Here is a 15,393-nt window from a genome sequence, read left to right as displayed (position 1 = left end):
CATGAACATCAAGAAGATGAACCTAGACAAAGTGGCAGCGGCCATCGAGGCCGATGCGGACGAGTCATTGCCCGATCTGCGTCAGGCACTCGCCGAAGCCCAGGCGGGGCTGGGCCGCGTGACCACCCCTGAGCAAATTCTGGTTCGCCAGGCGCGTCAGAAGGCGGGTCTGACTCAAGCCGCGTTTGCCGAGCGCATTGCAACGCCCGTGGCGACTCTCCGCGACTGGGAGCAGGGCCGGTTTGCACCGCCCGGTGGCGTGCTTTGCCTGCTGCGGCTCATCATCAAACACCCCGAGTTGTCGCGAGAGCTGAGCGCGGTGTGAGCGGAGAAGTCTTGATCCGCCCCCTGATTTTTCCCAATTTCATTTCATTAGACCCATGCGGATCAAGTCGGTTTGAGCAGCCAGTTGGATGATCCGCGTGCGCGTGCAATGTCGCCGAGTGGGGCAAGAAAACGGGTGGAGTTCAAGTCCGCGCCACCCGTTGGCCGACGATGTCCAGCAGGCTGTCGAAGGAGCTCAGGTCCGCACGCTGGCCGTTGATGAAAAAGCAGGGCGTGCCGTTGACGCCGCTGCGCAAGCCGGTGTCGATGTCGTGGCGGATGCGTTGTTCGAGCGCACCGCTGTCGATGGCCTGCTGGAAGTCATCCGCCGTCGTGCCGAGCGAGGCCACGATCTGGCCGTACAGCTCGGGGCCAAGCTGATCTTGGTTCTCGTACAAGGCGTCGTGCGCGGCCCAGAACTGGCCTTGCGTGCCGGCAAACTCCGCCACCAGGGCAGCGTTGAGGGCCTCCGGGTGCGCGTCGGTCAGCGGGAAGTTGCGAAACACCACGGCGATCTGCTGGCCGTAGCGGCGCGCCAACTCCTTGACCACGAGGTGGGCTTCGCCGCAGTAGGGGCACTGGTAGTCGCCGTACTCGACCAGTTGCACGGCGGCGCGGGCATTGCCCAGCAGGTGGTCGTCGGCGACGATGGGGTAGCGCAGGGTGGACATGGCAGGTCTTTCAAGTCGGTGGGGCGGTCACAGGCGGTCGAGCGCGTCCAGCACCCCGTCGACGCCGGGGTTGATGGCGACGGGCGACAGGTAGCTCCAGGCGATCTGCCCGTTCTTGTCGACCAGGAACAGCGCGCGCTTGCTACAACCGGCGTTGCCGTCGTAGGCACCGTACTGGCGCGAGACGGCGCCCTTGGGCTCGTAGTCGGCCAGCAGGTCGAACTGCAGCTTGCGCGCCTGAATGAAAGCCTGGTGGCACCAGGCGCTGTCGACCGAGATGCCCAACACCTGCACCTGCTTGGGCTTGAACAGCGGCATGGCGGCGTTGAACACCCCCAATTCGTCGCCGCAGACGGGGCTCCAGTCGGCGGGGTAGAACACCAGCACCACCGGGCGGCCGCGCAGCTCGCTCAGCCGGAGGCGCTGGTCGGGCGTGGCGGACAGGCTGAAATCGGGCGCGAGCGTGCCGGCAGGCAGGATGGGGGTGGGGTCGGCGGCGTTGGTCATGGCTGATCCTCGGGCAAAGGCGGCCTCGCGCGCAGGATGCCGATGCGGATACCGCAGGGAAAGTGTACGGCGGGCAGCGGCGGCTTGCCGGCAGGTCAGTGAAGCGGCCCGTCTACTTGGAAAGGTGTTCAGATTGGCGAAGCGGGCTCTGCGATGGACGATTCGGGTTCGTGAATCAGGGGGCACCGCACCATGTGCAGCGGGCGATGGCAGGAGCTGCAAGATTGATAGCTGCTCGCGCTTGTCCAGCAAGCGCAAGCAGCTGTTTTTGCTCTGATTTCTACGAAGCGGGCGACGTCAAGTCACACGTGCAGTGCCTGCCCCAGCGCCCTTAGCGCCGCCTCCTGCACCGCCTCGCCCAGCGTGGGGTGGGCGTGGATGGTGTGGCCCACGTCTTCCAGCCGCGCGCCCATCTCGATGGACTGGCTGAAGGCGGCCACCAGTTCGGCCACGCCTTGGCCGACGGCCTGCCAGCCGAGGATGAGGTGGTTGTCCTTGCGCGCCACCACGCGCACGAAGCCGCTGCCGGCCTCCAGCGTCATGGCACGGCCGTTGGCGGCAAAGGGAAACTGCGCCTCGATGCAGTCGATGCCGGCGGCGCGCGCCTCGGCGGGCGTGCGGCCGGCGACGACGACCTCGGGGTCGGTGAAGCACACGGCCGGGATGGCCATGGGCTCGAAGCGGCGGTTCTGGCCCGCGACTTGCTCGGCCACGCATTCGCCCTGGGCCATGGCGCGGTGTGCCAGCATGGGCTCGCCCGTGACATCGCCAATGGCCCACACGTCGCGCATCGAGGTGCGGCAGTGCGCGTCGATGGCGACGTGGCGGCCGGCCATGTCCAACTGCAGCGATTCGAGCCCGAAGCCGCCGGTGCGCGGGCGCCGGCCCAGGGCCACCAGCACGCGGTCGGCGGGCAGGGTGAAGTCCTCGGCCTTGACGTCGTTGCGCACGTGCACGCCGTGCTTGGCGTCCCAGCCCTGCACCTTGCAGCCCAGGTGCAGGGTGATGCCGCTTTTCTTGAGCGCGTCCAGCACCGGCTGGGTCAGCTCGGCATCGTAGGTGGGCAGCACGCGGTCGATGGCCTCGACCACCGTCACCTCGGCGCCCAGCTTGCGATAGGCCATGCCCAGCTCCAGCCCGATGTAGCCGGCGCCGACGACCACCAGGCGCTTGGGCAGGGCGGCGGGCGACAGGGCCTCGGTGGACGACCAGATGGCGCCGCCGAAAGGCATGCTGGGCAGCTCGACCGGCTCGGAGCCGGTGGCCAGCAGCAGGTGCTCGCAGTGCACGCGCACGGGCTCGCCCTCGTGCGGCTTGACGGTCACGGTCTTGCCGTCCTCGATCTGCGCCCAGCCCTTGAGCACCTGCACGCCGGCCTTGCGCAGCAGCGCGCCCACGCCGCCCGTGAGGCGCTGCACGATGCCGTCCTTCCAGCGCACGGTCTGCGCGATGTCGATGCTCGGGTCGGCCACGCGGATGCCCAGTGGCGAGCCCTTGGCCTGGTGGCGTGCCTGCTCGAAGGCGTGCGCGGCGTGGATCAGCGCCTTGGACGGGATGCAGCCGATGTTGAGGCAGGTGCCGCCGGGCTGCGCGCCTTCGGCCAGCACGGTGGAGATGCCCAGTTGCCCGGCGCGGATGGCCGCCACGTAGCCGCCGGGGCCGCCGCCGATGACCAGCAGCTTGGTGTTGATTTCCTTGCTCATCGATTCACTCCACGAACAGCAGGGCCGGGGTTTCCAGCAGGGCGCGCACGGCCTGGATGAAGCGCGCGGCGTCCATGCCGTCCACCACGCGGTGGTCGAAGGACGAAGACAGGTTCATCAGCTGCCGCGCCACCACCTGGCCACTGCGCAGCATGGGCCGCTCGATCATGCGGTTGACGCCGACGATGGCCACCTCGGGGTGGTTGATGACCGGCGTGCTGACGATGCCGCCCAGCGCCCCCAGGCTGGTGAGGGTGATGGTGGAGCCCGAAAGCTCGCCCGGCGCGGCCTTGCCGGTGCGCGCGCCCTCGGCCACGCGGGCGATGCCGGCGGCGCAGGCCCACAAATCCAGTGCCTCGGCGTGGCGCAGCACCGGCACCATCAGGCCGCCGTCGGTCTGCGTGGCCACGCCCAGGTGCACCGCCTCGAAGCGCGTGACCACGCCGGCCTCGTCGTCGTAGCGGGCGTTGATCTGCGGAAACTCGCGCAGCGCCAGCACCATGGCGCGCACCAGCAGCGGCAGCAGGGTCAGCTTGCCGCGCGCGGCGCCGTGCCGGGCGTTGAGCTGCGCGCGCAGGGCTTCCAGCTCGGTCACGTCCACTTCCTCGACGTAGCTGAAGTGCGGGATGCGGCGCTTGGCCTCCTGCATCTTCTGCGCGATCTTGCGGCGCAGGCCGATGACGGGCACCGCCTGCTCGCCATGGCGCTCGACGTAGGGCGATCCGGCCACGGCCGGCTGGCCGCCGCCGGCCGCGTAGGCGTCCAGGTCGGCGTGTTCGATGCGGCCGGCCGGGCCGCTGCCGTGCACCATGCGCAGATCTATACCTAAGTCCAGCGCGCGGCGGCGCACCGAGGGCGCGGCCAGCGGGCGCTCGCCTTCCTTGCGCGCCACGCTGGCGTGCCGGGCCGGGGCCGGGCTGCGCGCGGGGGCGGGCGCTGGCACGGGAGCGGCGGGCTTGGGTGCCGACGCGGGGGCGGACGTGGGGACTGCGGGCGCAGCTGTGGTTGCTATTGTTGCAGGAGCTGCTGCCGCAGGGTGGGCGGGGGCTGGAGCCGCTTTTTGTTCATTTTCTTGCAGATTGCCCGCGCCTTCCACCTCCAGGCGCACCAGCTCGGCGCCGACGGCCATCACCTGACCCGGGCTGCCGCCCAGCGCCAGCACCTTGCCGTGCACGTGCGAAGGCACCTCGACGGTGGCCTTGTCGGTCATCACGTCGGCCAGGTGCTGGTCTTCCACCACGGCGTCGCCCGGCTGCACGTGCCAGGCCACCAGTTCCACCTCGGCAATGCCCTCGCCGATGTCGGGCACGCGGATCACGTAGATACCCATGACGTCAGGCCTCCAGAGTGCGCTTGAGGGCTTCGGCAACGCGCGAAGGCCCGGGGAAGTAAGCCCATTCCTGGGCGTGCGGGTAGGGCGTGTCCCAGCCGGCGACGCGCTCGATGGGCGCCTCCAGGTGATAGAAGCAGTGCTCCTGCACCAGCGCCACCAGCTCGGCGCCGAAGCCGCTGGTGCGCGTGGCCTCGTGCACCACCACGCAGCGGCCGGTCTTCTTGACCGACTCGACGATGGTGTCCAGATCCAGCGGCCACAGGCTGCGCAGGTCGATGATCTCGGCGTCGATGCCGGCCTCGCGCGCGGCCGCCTCGGCCACCCACACCATGGTGCCGTAGGTCAGCACCGTCACCGCCTTGCCGGGGCGAAACACCGCGGCGCTGGTGAGCGGCACGCTGTAGTAGCCCTCGGGCACCTTGCCCAGCTCGTGCCTGGACCAGGGCACGACGGGGCGGTCGTGGTGGCCGTCGAACGGGCCGTTGTACAGGCGCTTGGGCTCCAGAAAGATCACCGGGTCGTCGCACTCGATGGCGGCGATCAGCAGGCCCTTGGCGTCCACCGGGTTGCTGGGCATCACCGTGCGCAGGCCGCACACGTGGGTGAAGAAGGCCTCCGGGCTCTGGCTGTGCGTCTGCCCGCCGTAGATGCCGCCGCCGCAGGGCATGCGGATGGTCATGGGCGCGCTGAAGTCGCTGGCCGAGCGGTGGCGCAGGCGCGCCGCCTCGGACACGATCTGGTCGGTGGCGGGGTAGAAGTAGTCGGCGAACTGGATCTCGACCACCGGCCGCAGGCCGTAGGCGGCCATGCCGATGGCGGTGCCGACGATGCCGCTTTCGTTGATCGGCGCGTCGAAGCAGCGCGTCTTGCCGTACTTGGCCTGCAGGCCCTCGGTGACGCGAAACACGCCGCCGAAGTAGCCCACGTCCTGGCCGTAGACGATGACGTTGTCGTCGCGCGCCATCATCACGTCCATGGCCGAGCGCAGGGCCTGGATCATGGTCATGGGCACGCGGGCCGGGTCCTTGTCGTGTTGTGCCATGGCCTACACCCCCAACTGCTGGCGCTGCCGGCGCAGGTGCTCGGGCAGCTCCTTGTACACGTCGTCGAACATGGTCGCGGCGCTGGGCACGCGGCCGTCGAGCAGCGAGCCGTAGCGCTCGGCCTCCTTCTGCGCGGCGATCACTTCAACTTCAAGCGCCTTGTGCGCCTGCGCGTGCTGCTCCTCGCTCCATTCGCCGATGACGATCAGGTGCTTCTTCAGGCGCTCGATTGGATCGCCCAGCGGAAAGCGCTGCCAGTCGTCGGCCGGGCGGTACTTGCTCGGGTCGTCGGACGTGGAGTGCGGGCCGGCGCGGTAGGTTTCCCACTCGATCAGGGTCGGGCCGTGGTTGCCGCGCGCGCGCTCGGCCGCCCAGTGCGAGGCCGCGTGCACGGCCAGGAAGTCGTTGCCGTCGACGCGCAGCGAGGCGATGCCCACGCCCACGCCGCGTTGCGCGAAGGTGGTGCCCTCGCCGCCGGCGATCGACTGGAAGGTGGAAATGGCCCACTGGTTGTTGACCACGTTGATGATCACCGGCGCGTGATAGACGTGGGCGAAGGTCAGCGCGGTGTGGAAGTCCGACTCGGCGGTGGCGCCATCGCCGATCCAGGCCGAGGCGATCTTGGTGTCGCCCTTGATGGCCGAGGCCATGGCCCAGCCCACGGCCTGCGGCACCTGGGTGGCCAGGTTGCCCGAGATGGTGAAAAAGCCGGCGCGCTTGTACGAGTACATCACCGGCAGCTGGCGCCCCTTGATCGGGTCGCGCTGGTTGCTCATCAGCTGGCAGATCAGCTCGACCATCGAGATATCGTCGCGCGAGAGCAGCAGGCCCTGCTGGCGATAGGTGGGAAAGCACATGTCGCCGTCCTGCAGCACCTGCGCGTGGGCCACGGCAATGGCCTCCTCGCCCAGGCACTGCATGTAGAAGGACAGCTTTTTCTGCCGCTGCGCGGTCAGCATGCGGGCGTCGAAGATGCGCGTCTTCATCATGGCGCGCAGGCCGCGGCGCAGGCGGTCGGGGTGGATGGCAGGGGCCCAGGGGCCGACGGCCTTGCCGTCTTCGCCCAGCACGCGCACCAGGCTGGTGGCCAGATCGGCCGTGTCGGCGGCGGGGGTGTCGGTGGGCGGGCGGCGCACCGAGCCCGCGGGCGAGGTGCTGAGGTAGGAAAAGTCCGTCTTGTGGCCCGGCCGCCCCGTGGGCTCGGGCACGTGCAGCCGAAGGGCTGGGTGCTCTGTCATGCTCTGTCTCCGAACGCAATCGTGTTGCGTGCCTCGTTGCAGGTGCGCGCGGCACGCCGGGTGAGGCGCTCCGTGCCTTGGTGTTGCGCGGTAGCGCAGGCGCCATGGTAGCCGAGCGCGGCCCTATGCTCCAACGTCTGCGAAGAACTCACCCCGATCAGGGGTTTGCCGCGCGGCGGGCCGACCGCGGCGCCGGCGCCCGCTTCAATGGGCTTGCGCGGGCAGCTCGAGCGACTGGCCGTGCAGGCGCGCGTAGCGGCCGCCGCGCGCCATCAGCTCGGCGTGCGTGCCTTGCTCCATCACGTGGCCGCGCTCCATCACCACGATGCGGTCGGCGTGCTCGATGGTCGACAGCCGGTGCGCGATGACCAGGGTGGTGCGGCCGGCCATGGCGGTGTGCAGCGCCTGCTGCACCAGGCGCTCGCTGTGCGTGTCCAGCGCCGACGTGGCCTCGTCCAGCAGCAGCACCGGCGCGTCCTTGTACAGCGCGCGGGCAATCGCCAGGCGCTGGCGCTGGCCGCCCGACAGCTCGGTGGCGTTGTGGCCCACCACGGTGTCGATGCCCTGGGGCAGGGCGGCCACGTAATCGGCCAGGTTGGCCTGCTGCAGGCAGCGCTGCACGCGCTCGCGGTCGAAGGGCTCGGCGCCCAGCGCCACGTTGGCGGCGATGCTGTCGTTGAGCATGGTCACGTCCTGGCTGACCAGCGCGAACTGCGCGCGCAGCGCCGCCAGCGGCCAACGGGCGATGTCCAGCCCGTCCAGCAGGATCTGGCCCGAGTTGAGCGGCACGAAGCGCGGCAGCAGGTTGGCCAGCGTGGTCTTGCCCGAGCCCGAGGAGCCGACCAAGGCCACGGTCTCGCCCGCGCGCACGTGCAGGTCCACCGCGTCGAGGGCGGGCGCCGCGTCGTCGCGGTAACGCACGCTGACGCCGCGCCATTCGATGTCGCCGCGCGCGCGGGCGGGCACGGCGGTGCTGGCATTTGGCGCTGCCTCGGCCTCGGGCTGCACGCCATCCAGCAGTTCCAGTCCGCGCTCCAGCGCCGCCAGCCCGCGCGTGACGGGGTGCACCACGTCGGCCAGCCGGCGCGTGGGCGACACCAGCATCAGCATGGCGCCGATGAAGGCGACGAAGCCGCCCACCGTGATGGCGCCGCCGCCACCGCGCCCCTGCGACAGGGCGATGGCGATGACGGTCGACAGCGCGATGGCGGCCACCAGCTGCGACAGCGGCATGGTGGCGGCCGAGGCGCGCGTGGCCTTCAGCGCCAGGTCGCGCAGGCGCCGGCTCAGCAGCGCAAAGCGCCGGCCCTGCTGCGCCTGGGCCTGGTGCAGGCGCACCATGCGGTGCGAAAGCACGTTCTCCTCCACCACGTAGGCCAGCTCGTCGGTGGCGTCCTGGCTTTCGCGCGTGACCTGGTACAGCCGGCGCGACAGCACCTTCAGGATCAGGGCGACGGCCGGCACCAGCACCAGCACGATCAGCGTCAGCTTCCAGTTCAGGTAGATCAGGTAGGCCAGCAGCGCCACCACCGTGAAGCCGTCGCGCCCCAGGTTCAGCAGCGCCTGCACCAGCAGGGTGGAGCCGGTCTGCACCTCGTAGACGATGGTGTTGGCCAACTGGCTGGCCGACTGGCGCGTGAACAGGCTCAGGTCGGCGTGCAGCAGGCGCTCGAACAATTGTTGGCGCAGCACCACCATGCCGTCGGCGGCGATGCGCGACAGCGCGTATTTGCTGGCGAACTGCGCCAGCCCGCGCAGCGTGAACAGGCCGATGATGGCGGTCGGTACCATCCACAGTTGCAAGTCACCCTCGGTGAAGCCTTCGTCCAGCAGGGGCTTGAGCAGCGCCGGGATGGCCGGCTCGGTCAGCGCACTCATGAAGGTGGCGCCGATGGCCAGAAACCACCCGGCCCGGTACTGGCCGAAATACGGCCACAGGCGGCGCAGGCGCTGCCACAGCGACAGCGTGGCGACAGCGGGCGTGGTCGGGGTTTCGGTGGGCATGCGGTGGGCGCGCAAAACGGACCATTCTAGGGTGCGCCAGCGTCGTGCCGGGAACCAACGCCCGCGCGCCGTCTCTGACCGCTTTTCGGGTGCGCGCTACAGTTTGTGACGTGGCGCCGCCTCACATGTGTAACATCGGGCCCCAGCCGCTGCCTGCTGCGGGCCGTTTCCAGATCGCGTTGCATGAACTTTGACATCTCCCCTCGCCGAGCGCCCAGCGGCCGCCGGCGCAGCCTGTTGGGCGCCCTGTTGTTCACCCCCGCGCTGCCGGCGCTGGCCCAGTTCCGGGTCGAGGTGTCGGGCGTCGGCCTGACCCAGATGCCGATCGCGGTGGCGCCGTTTCGCGGTGAATCGGCCTCGCCGCAGAAAATCAGCGAAATCATCCGCGCCGATCTGGAGCGCAGCGGCCAGTTCCGCGGCGTCGAGGCGGCGGGCGTGGCGATGGACGAAACCACCCGCCCCGACATGGCCGGCTGGCGCCAGCGCAGCGCCGACGCCCTGGTGGGTGGCAGCGTGGCACGCCAGCCCGACGGCCGCTGGGACGTGCGCTTTCGCCTGTGGGACGTGGTGCGCGACGCCGACCTGGGCGGGCAGGGCTACGTGGTGCCGCAGGCCGACTTGCGCCTGGCCGCGCACAAGAGCGCCGACTACATCTACGAGAAGCTGACCGGCGACAAGGGCGTGTTTTCCACCCGCATCGCCTACGTCACGCAAAACGGCAAGCGCTACACCCTGTGGGTGGCCGACGCCGACGGCGAGAACGCGCAGCCCGCGCTGTCCAGCCCCGAGTCCATCATCTCGCCCGCCTGGTCGCCCGACGGGCGCCAGCTGGCCTATGTGTCCTTCGAGGCGCGCAAGCCGGTCATCTACGTGCACGACGTGGCCACCGGGCGGCGGCGCCTGCTGGCCAACTTCAAGGGCTCCAACAGCGCGCCGGCCTGGGCGCCCGATGGCCGCTCGCTGGTGGTCACGCTGTCGCGCGACGGCGGCTCGCAGCTGTTTCAGATCAGCGCCGGCGGCGGCGAGCCGCGCCGGCTGACCTCGTCGCCCAGCATCGACACCGAGCCGGCCTTTTCGCCCGACGGCAAGACCCTGTACTTCGTGAGCGACCGCGGCGGCGCGCCGCAGATCTACCGCATGCCGGCCGGTGGTGGCGCGGCCCAGCGCGTGACCTTTGGCGGCAACTACAACGTCTCGCCCAACATCAGCCCCGACGGTCGTTGGATGGCCTACATCGCGCGCACCGGCGGCGCCTTCAAGCTGAACGTGATGGATCTGGCCAGCGGCAACAGCACCGCCATCACCGACACCAGCGACGACGAGAGCCCCAGCTTTGCCCCCAACAGCAAGCTGATTGTTTACGCCACGCGCCAAGGCGGGCGCGAGGCCCTTATGACCACCACGGTGGACGGCAAGATCAAGGCGCGCCTGGCGGGCCAGGGCGGCGATTTGCGTGAGCCCACCTGGGGGCCGTTCACCCGCTGACCGATTTTCGACCAATTTTTTTGACACACCCTAGCAGGAGAAATTCGATGTTCAAACGCATGTTCATGCTGATCGCCATGGCCACGGCCCTGGTGCTGGCCGGCTGTGGCTCCGACGTCAAGCTGGACCAGCCGGCCGAAGGTTCGTCCACCGCGGCGGGCGCGGGCGCCGGCGGCGCGGCCGGGCAGGGCACGGGCCAGAGCTCGGTCACCCAGGTGCAGGCCGGCGCGTCGGCGGCCGACAAGGCCGGCCCGGTGGGCGTGGCCAAGGTGATCCTGTTCGACTACGACAGCTACGTGGTCAAGCCCGAGTACCAGTCGGTGGTCGACCAGCACGCGCGTTTTTTGCAGTCGCACCCCAACGCCCGCCTGGTGCTGGAGGGCAACACCGACCAGCGCGGCAGCCGTGAGTACAACCTGGCCCTGGGCCAAAAGCGTGCCGAGGCCGTGCGCCGCGCGCTGACCCTGGTCGGCGCCAGCGACAGCCAGATCGAGGCCGTCAGCTTCGGCAAGGAAAAGCCTGCGGTCGAAGGCAACAGCGAAGAAGCCTACGCGCAAAACCGCCGCGTCGAGTTCCGCTATCAATGACCATGAAAGCGTCCTCCAGGCATCTCTTCGGGGCGCTGGTGCTGGCCTGGGCCGGCCTGGCCGCCGTGCCGGCGCAGGCGCAGCTGTTCGGTGACGACCAGGCGCGCCAGGCCATCCTGGACTTGCGCCAGCGCTTCGACCAGGCCGTGACGGCGCAAAACAAGCTGGTCGATGAGAACACGCAGCTGCGCCGCAGCATGCTCGAATTGCAGCAGCAAATCGAGCAGTTGCGCGGCGAGCTGGCGAGCCTGCGCGGACAGGACGAGCAGTTCACGCGCGACATCTCCCAGCTGCAGCAACGCCAGGCCAGTACGCAGGAAAGCGTCGATCAGCGCCTGGGCAAGCTGGAGCAGGGCGGGCACGCGGCCAACGCCGAGCAGCCCGGCGCCAGCGCCGCGACGGGTGCGCCCGAGAGCAGCGGCGCCGAGAAGCAGGACTACGACGCCGCGCTGGCGGTGTTCCGCAAGGGCGACTGGCCGGCGGCGCAGACCGCGTTTGCCGGCTTCGTCAAGCGCTACCCCGCCAGCAGCCTGACGCCGGCGGCCCTGTTCTGGCTGGGCAACGCCCAGTACGCCACGCGCAACTACAAGGAGGCGATCGGCAATTTCCGCTCGCTGCTGGCCAGCGCGCCCAACCACGCCAAGGCGCCCGAGGCCATGCTGTCCATCGCCAACTGCCAGATCGAGCTGAAGGACACGGCCGGCGCGCGCGCCACGCTGGGCAACCTGATCAAGCAGTATCCGCAGTCCGAGGCCGCCCAGGCCGGGCGCGAGCGCCTGAGCAAGCTGAAGTAAGGCCGGCGCGTCGGTTCAGTCCTCGAGCCGCAGCGCGCTGCTATAATCATCGGTTTCCTTGCCGCACCCCGCTCGACGCCGGGGGCGGCTTTCCCTTTGGGCCGTTTGCACATGGCCCTTCATCCACAAGGAGTGTGAATGCGTCACTACGAGATCATTTTGCTGATCCATCCGGATCAGAGCGAGCAGGTGCCTGCCATGCTGGAGCGCTACAAGGGCATGGTCACGGCCGGCGGCGGCAAGATCCACCGCGTCGAAGACTGGGGCCGCCGCCAGCTGGCCTACCAGATCAACAAGCTGAGCAAGGCGCACTACCTGTGCGTCAACATCGAGGCCGACCAGGCCGTGATGGGCGAGCTCGAGCACGCCTTCCGCTTCAACGATGCCGTGCTGCGTCACCTGACGGTGCAGCGCAAGCAGGCCGACACCGCGCCTTCGTCGATGATGAAGAGCGTCGAGCGCGAGGAAGCACGCAAGGCCCAGCAGGCGGAGGCCGGCAACTGAGCCCAGGCGGGGACGCGCCAAGTGCGGAGGGCATCAACCTCACGCGCCTGAGCGCCACCATCGCCGAAGCCGGTGCCCTGCGCCACACCCCGGCCGGCCTGCCCGCCCTGGATTTGCGGCTCGAACACGAGTCGCGCATCGAGGAAGGCGGCCAACCGCGGCAGGTGAAGGCGGCCCTCAAGGCCGTGGCGCTGGGCACGGTGGCCGAGCGGCTGGTCCGCCAGCCCATCGGCTCGCATTGGTGCTTCAGCGGCTTTCTGGCCAGTCCCCGTCAAGGCAAGCACGTCGTGCTCCACATCCAGGATTTTCAGCAAGATCACATTCACGGAGGCTCTTAAATGCCCGCTTTCAAGAAATTCAACAAGGACAAGCGTCCCAAGCGCAACACCCAGTCGCTGCTGTTCAAGCGCAAGCGCTATTGCCGCTTCACGGTGGCCGGTGTCAAGGAAATCGACTACAAGGACATCGACACCCTGCGCGACTTCATCGGCGAGAACGGCAAGATCGTGCCTGCCCGCCTGACCGGCACGCGCGCCATCTACCAGCGCCAGCTCAACACCGCCATCAAGCGCGCGCGCTTTCTGGCCCTGGTGCCCTACACCGACCAGCACCGCGTCTGAAGAAGGAGCCTCTCATGCAAGTCATTCTTCTGGATAAGGTCGTCAACCTGGGTGCCCTCGGTGACATCGTCAAGGTCAAGGACGGCTACGCGCGCAACTTCCTGATCCCCACCGGTCAGGCCCGTCGCGCCACCACCGCCGCCAAGGCCGAATTCGAAGCCCGCCGCGCCGAGCTGGAAAAGCACGCCGCCGAAAAACTGGCCGCCGCCCAGGCGCTGGGCGCCAAGCTGCACGAGCAGACCATCAAGCTGACCCAGAAGGCTGGCGTCGATGGCCGCCTGTTCGGCTCGGTCACCAACCACGACATCGCCGACGAGCTGAAGAAGCAGGGCTTCGACGTGCACAAGGCGCAGATCCGCCTGCCCAACGGCCCGATCAAGACCATCGGCGACACCACCGTCGCCGTGTCCCTGCACACCGACGTGGATGCCGAGATCACCGTCTCGGTCTACGGCGAGACCGCCTGACCGGGCGCTCGACCCCCGTCAAGCAAACAGCCGCCCTCGGGCGGCTGTTTTTTTGAGCCTCGACAGGGGGCTACTTGAAGTACTTGGACAGCGCCGTCAGCAGCCCCTCGGGATGGGCCGCGCTGGTCAGGGGCGCCAGCTTGTCGACGTCGTAGGTCTCGTCCTGGTGAAAGTCCGCCCAGACTTGTGTCTCGGCGTTCCACATGCCGAACGTTCCGGTCTTGGACTGACACAGCGTGCCGTCGTAGGCGTGGATGCCGAAGGTGCTCTCGGTGTTGTCGGGCTTGCTGTCGCGCTTCCAGTTGGCGTTCTGCCATTCGAAGATGGCGAAGCCCTTGACCAGCGATTGCGGGTTGGCGTCCATGTATTCGCGCACAGCGCTGGCCTGGCCCACCACGGCGTCGACCTTGGCGTCCACCGAACCGATGGCCTTGCTGTTGGTGCCCAGCTCGGTGATCACCAGCGGCACGCCCAGCTTCAGGTCGTCGTAGGCCTGCAGGATGTTGTTTTTCAGGTCGTCGCCGGTCTTGAGCTTGAAGGTCTGCACCGCGTTGTAGAAGCGATTTGCGTACAGATCGGCCGGCAACTGATCGCGCAGCAGGTTGTAGAACTTCTTCTCGTCGCCGTTGCTGACCGGCACCGTCATGTAGTGGTCGGGCGCCAGCTGGTGCAGCAGCTTGGCCACGCGCACGGCCTTGGGGATCAGGGTGGCCGAGGTTTCGCCGTCCTGGTTCAGGTCCAGCTCGTTGCCGATGCTGAACGAGTGCACGGCCGGGTGGATGGCGCCGTTCTTCTTGACGCTGGCGACGATCTGCGTGACGGTGTTGTCGATGTTGTCCCACGGACGGTTTTCTCGGTCCCGATTCTTGAAGTTGTAGTTGGACACCGGGATGATCACCTTGATGCCCAGCGACTGCGCCTTGTCCAGGAAGGCGATGTGGCCGTTGCCGCCGGTTTCCCACTTGTCGGAGCCGCGCTGGTAGTTGTAGTCGTACAGGCGCACCAGGTTGATGCCTTGCGCGGCCATGGCTTCCAGGTCGTTGCGCCCGCAGCCGTTCTTGCTGCCCCACAAGGCCTGGAAGGCTTCGGCGGTGGTGTCCGAGTCGAAGAAGGCGCCTGTCGGTGGCGCGAGGAACTTGGCCGGAATGGCCGAGTACGCCACGCCACGCCAGTTCTGGGCAAACACCTCGGACGGGATGCCGCGCGCGCCGGCGTCGACGAACAGCACCGCGTTGCTCAGCACGGTGCCGGCGTCGGGCACGCCCGGGCCGGCGAGCAGCGTGGCGGCAAAGCTCAGGCGGCCGGAGGCGACGTCGTAGCGCGGGTCGGACAGGGTCAGCGGCATGATGTCGTAGTCGCCGTCGCCGGGGTCGCCGGCCACCGAGGCGTTGGGCAGCACGGCGCTGAAGCGCTCGGACCACAGGTTGACGAACTGGCCCAGGCTCTCGACGTCGGCACTGCGCGCGGGCGCGTTGTTCATCCACAGCACGTTCGGGTCGACGCCCTCCAATTCCAGCCGCCAGTTGCCGGCGCTGTCCTTGGCCAGCGCCGTGCGCGCGGCCGCCAGCGCGAAGCTGGAGCCCTCGGCGGGCGGCTGGAGGTTGTTGAGCAGGGTGAGCACCGGGCGGGTGAAGCCGCCGGCGGAGGCGCTGAAGGCATCGGACGCCTTCGCCACGTGCAGGGTGAAGCGCAGGCTGCGAGCGTTGCCGTCGTAGGCCACGTCGCGCACGCTGCCGAACAGCGCGTGCACGTCGCCGGCCACGTGAAACTGCAGCAGGGCGTTGGGCGCCACGCCACCGTACACCTGCTGCCAGTCGGCATCGATGAAGGCCTGCGTCTTGGCGTCGCCGGTGAGCCGGTCGGGCCGGTCGCTGTACCAGTCGACCTCGGGCTCCACACCGCTCAGCGTCACCGTCACGTCCAGGCCCGCGCTGGCGGCGCCGGCGTTGCCGCTGGCGGCGGCCAGCACGTAGATGCGCTGGGTCGGATCGCCGTTGTCGGCCGTGTTGTCGTCGCCGCCGCAACCGGCGATGAACAGGGCCATGCCGAGCAACAACAGGTGAAACAGTTTCATCTCGCTCACTCCATGAAGTTGAAGGGTTCTTGCGTGCTC

Annotated in this window: 16 protein-coding genes; 8 read left to right on the top strand and 8 right to left on the bottom strand. The window is 68.8% G+C overall.

Going from position 1 to position 15,393, the window contains the following annotated elements; genetic code table 11:
• Nucleotide 1 precedes the first annotated feature (1 nt).
• The gene (locus ACWHMB_RS11555) at nt 2–325 is read left to right on the top strand and encodes a helix-turn-helix domain-containing protein (protein WP_377485207.1); all 324 of its coding nucleotides are present in this window, start codon (nt 2–4) and stop codon (nt 323–325) included.
• A gap of 142 nt (nt 326–467) precedes the next feature.
• Here the strand turns inward: ACWHMB_RS11555 and ACWHMB_RS11550 are convergent, their stop codons facing one another.
• From ACWHMB_RS11550 to msbA, 7 genes are all read right to left on the bottom strand, one after another.
• A complete protein-coding gene (locus tag ACWHMB_RS11550; RefSeq protein WP_377485205.1) occupies nt 468–995 on the bottom strand; it encodes a DsbA family protein in 528 nt (175 codons plus the stop codon).
• Nucleotides 996–1,022: 27 nt separating this feature from the next.
• The gene (locus tag ACWHMB_RS11545; RefSeq protein WP_377485203.1) at nt 1,023–1,502 is read right to left on the bottom strand and encodes a redoxin domain-containing protein; all 480 of its coding nucleotides are present in this window, start codon (nt 1,500–1,502) and stop codon (nt 1,023–1,025) included.
• Between the two features lie 302 nt (nt 1,503–1,804).
• Nucleotides 1,805–3,205 carry a dihydrolipoyl dehydrogenase gene (gene lpdA / locus ACWHMB_RS11540; RefSeq protein ID WP_377485201.1) on the bottom strand — a complete coding sequence of 467 codons (1,401 nt, stop codon included), beginning with the start codon at nt 3,203–3,205 and terminating at the stop codon, nt 1,805–1,807.
• A gap of 4 nt (nt 3,206–3,209) precedes the next feature.
• On the bottom strand, nt 3,210–4,535 hold the full coding sequence (locus tag ACWHMB_RS11535) for a dihydrolipoamide acetyltransferase family protein (RefSeq protein WP_377485199.1): 1,326 nt from the start codon (nt 4,533–4,535) through the stop codon (nt 3,210–3,212).
• 4 nt (nt 4,536–4,539) lie between these two features.
• Nucleotides 4,540–5,580: an alpha-ketoacid dehydrogenase subunit beta gene (locus tag ACWHMB_RS11530; protein ID WP_377485197.1), complete on the bottom strand. Its 1,041-nt coding sequence runs from the start codon at nt 5,578–5,580 to the stop codon at nt 4,540–4,542.
• A gap of 3 nt (nt 5,581–5,583) precedes the next feature.
• The gene (locus tag ACWHMB_RS11525; RefSeq protein WP_293224862.1) at nt 5,584–6,819 is read right to left on the bottom strand and encodes a 3-methyl-2-oxobutanoate dehydrogenase (2-methylpropanoyl-transferring) subunit alpha; all 1,236 of its coding nucleotides are present in this window, start codon (nt 6,817–6,819) and stop codon (nt 5,584–5,586) included.
• Nucleotides 6,820–7,023: 204 nt separating this feature from the next.
• Nucleotides 7,024–8,823, bottom strand: a complete 1,800-nt coding sequence (gene msbA / locus ACWHMB_RS11520; protein WP_377485195.1) for a lipid A export permease/ATP-binding protein MsbA — start codon at nt 8,821–8,823, stop codon at nt 7,024–7,026.
• Between the two features lie 183 nt (nt 8,824–9,006).
• Between msbA and tolB the strand changes: the two genes are divergently transcribed.
• The 7 genes from tolB to rplI all read left to right on the top strand — a co-directional run bounded on the left by tolB (nt 9,007) and on the right by rplI (nt 13,280).
• Nucleotides 9,007–10,308 (top strand): Tol-Pal system beta propeller repeat protein TolB, encoded by a 1,302-nt coding sequence (gene tolB, locus ACWHMB_RS11515; RefSeq protein WP_377485193.1) that lies wholly within the window; start codon nt 9,007–9,009, stop codon nt 10,306–10,308.
• Between the two features lie 47 nt (nt 10,309–10,355).
• Nucleotides 10,356–10,895 (top strand): peptidoglycan-associated lipoprotein Pal, encoded by a 540-nt coding sequence (gene pal, locus ACWHMB_RS11510; RefSeq protein WP_293224868.1) that lies wholly within the window; start codon nt 10,356–10,358, stop codon nt 10,893–10,895.
• Nucleotides 10,892–11,689: a tol-pal system protein YbgF gene (gene ybgF / locus ACWHMB_RS11505; protein ID WP_377485191.1), complete on the top strand. Its 798-nt coding sequence runs from the start codon at nt 10,892–10,894 to the stop codon at nt 11,687–11,689. The genes pal and ybgF overlap by 4 nt, the downstream gene beginning before the upstream one ends.
• 138 nt (nt 11,690–11,827) lie before the next feature.
• On the top strand, nt 11,828–12,193 hold the full coding sequence (gene rpsF / locus ACWHMB_RS11500) for a 30S ribosomal protein S6 (RefSeq protein ID WP_293224872.1): 366 nt from the start codon (nt 11,828–11,830) through the stop codon (nt 12,191–12,193).
• Nucleotides 12,194–12,225: 32 nt separating this feature from the next.
• The gene (gene priB / locus ACWHMB_RS11495) at nt 12,226–12,531 is read left to right on the top strand and encodes a primosomal replication protein N (protein ID WP_377485440.1); all 306 of its coding nucleotides are present in this window, start codon (nt 12,226–12,228) and stop codon (nt 12,529–12,531) included.
• Entirely contained in the window at nt 12,532–12,813 is a 282-nt protein-coding gene (rpsR, locus tag ACWHMB_RS11490) for a 30S ribosomal protein S18 (RefSeq protein WP_293224874.1), read from the top strand.
• Between the two features lie 14 nt (nt 12,814–12,827).
• The gene (gene rplI, locus ACWHMB_RS11485; RefSeq protein ID WP_377485189.1) at nt 12,828–13,280 is read left to right on the top strand and encodes a 50S ribosomal protein L9; all 453 of its coding nucleotides are present in this window, start codon (nt 12,828–12,830) and stop codon (nt 13,278–13,280) included.
• A 70-nt stretch (nt 13,281–13,350) separates the two neighbouring features.
• On the opposite strand, the gene ACWHMB_RS11480 is transcribed toward rplI, so the two are convergent.
• A complete protein-coding gene (locus tag ACWHMB_RS11480; RefSeq protein WP_377485188.1) occupies nt 13,351–15,354 on the bottom strand; it encodes a hypothetical protein in 2,004 nt (667 codons plus the stop codon).
• Nucleotides 15,355–15,393 lie beyond the last annotated feature (39 nt).

Source organism: Ottowia pentelensis (assembly GCF_964341695.1).
The sequence above is the reverse complement of the archived record's forward strand: the minus strand, read 5'-3'. Positions and strand labels throughout refer to the sequence as shown.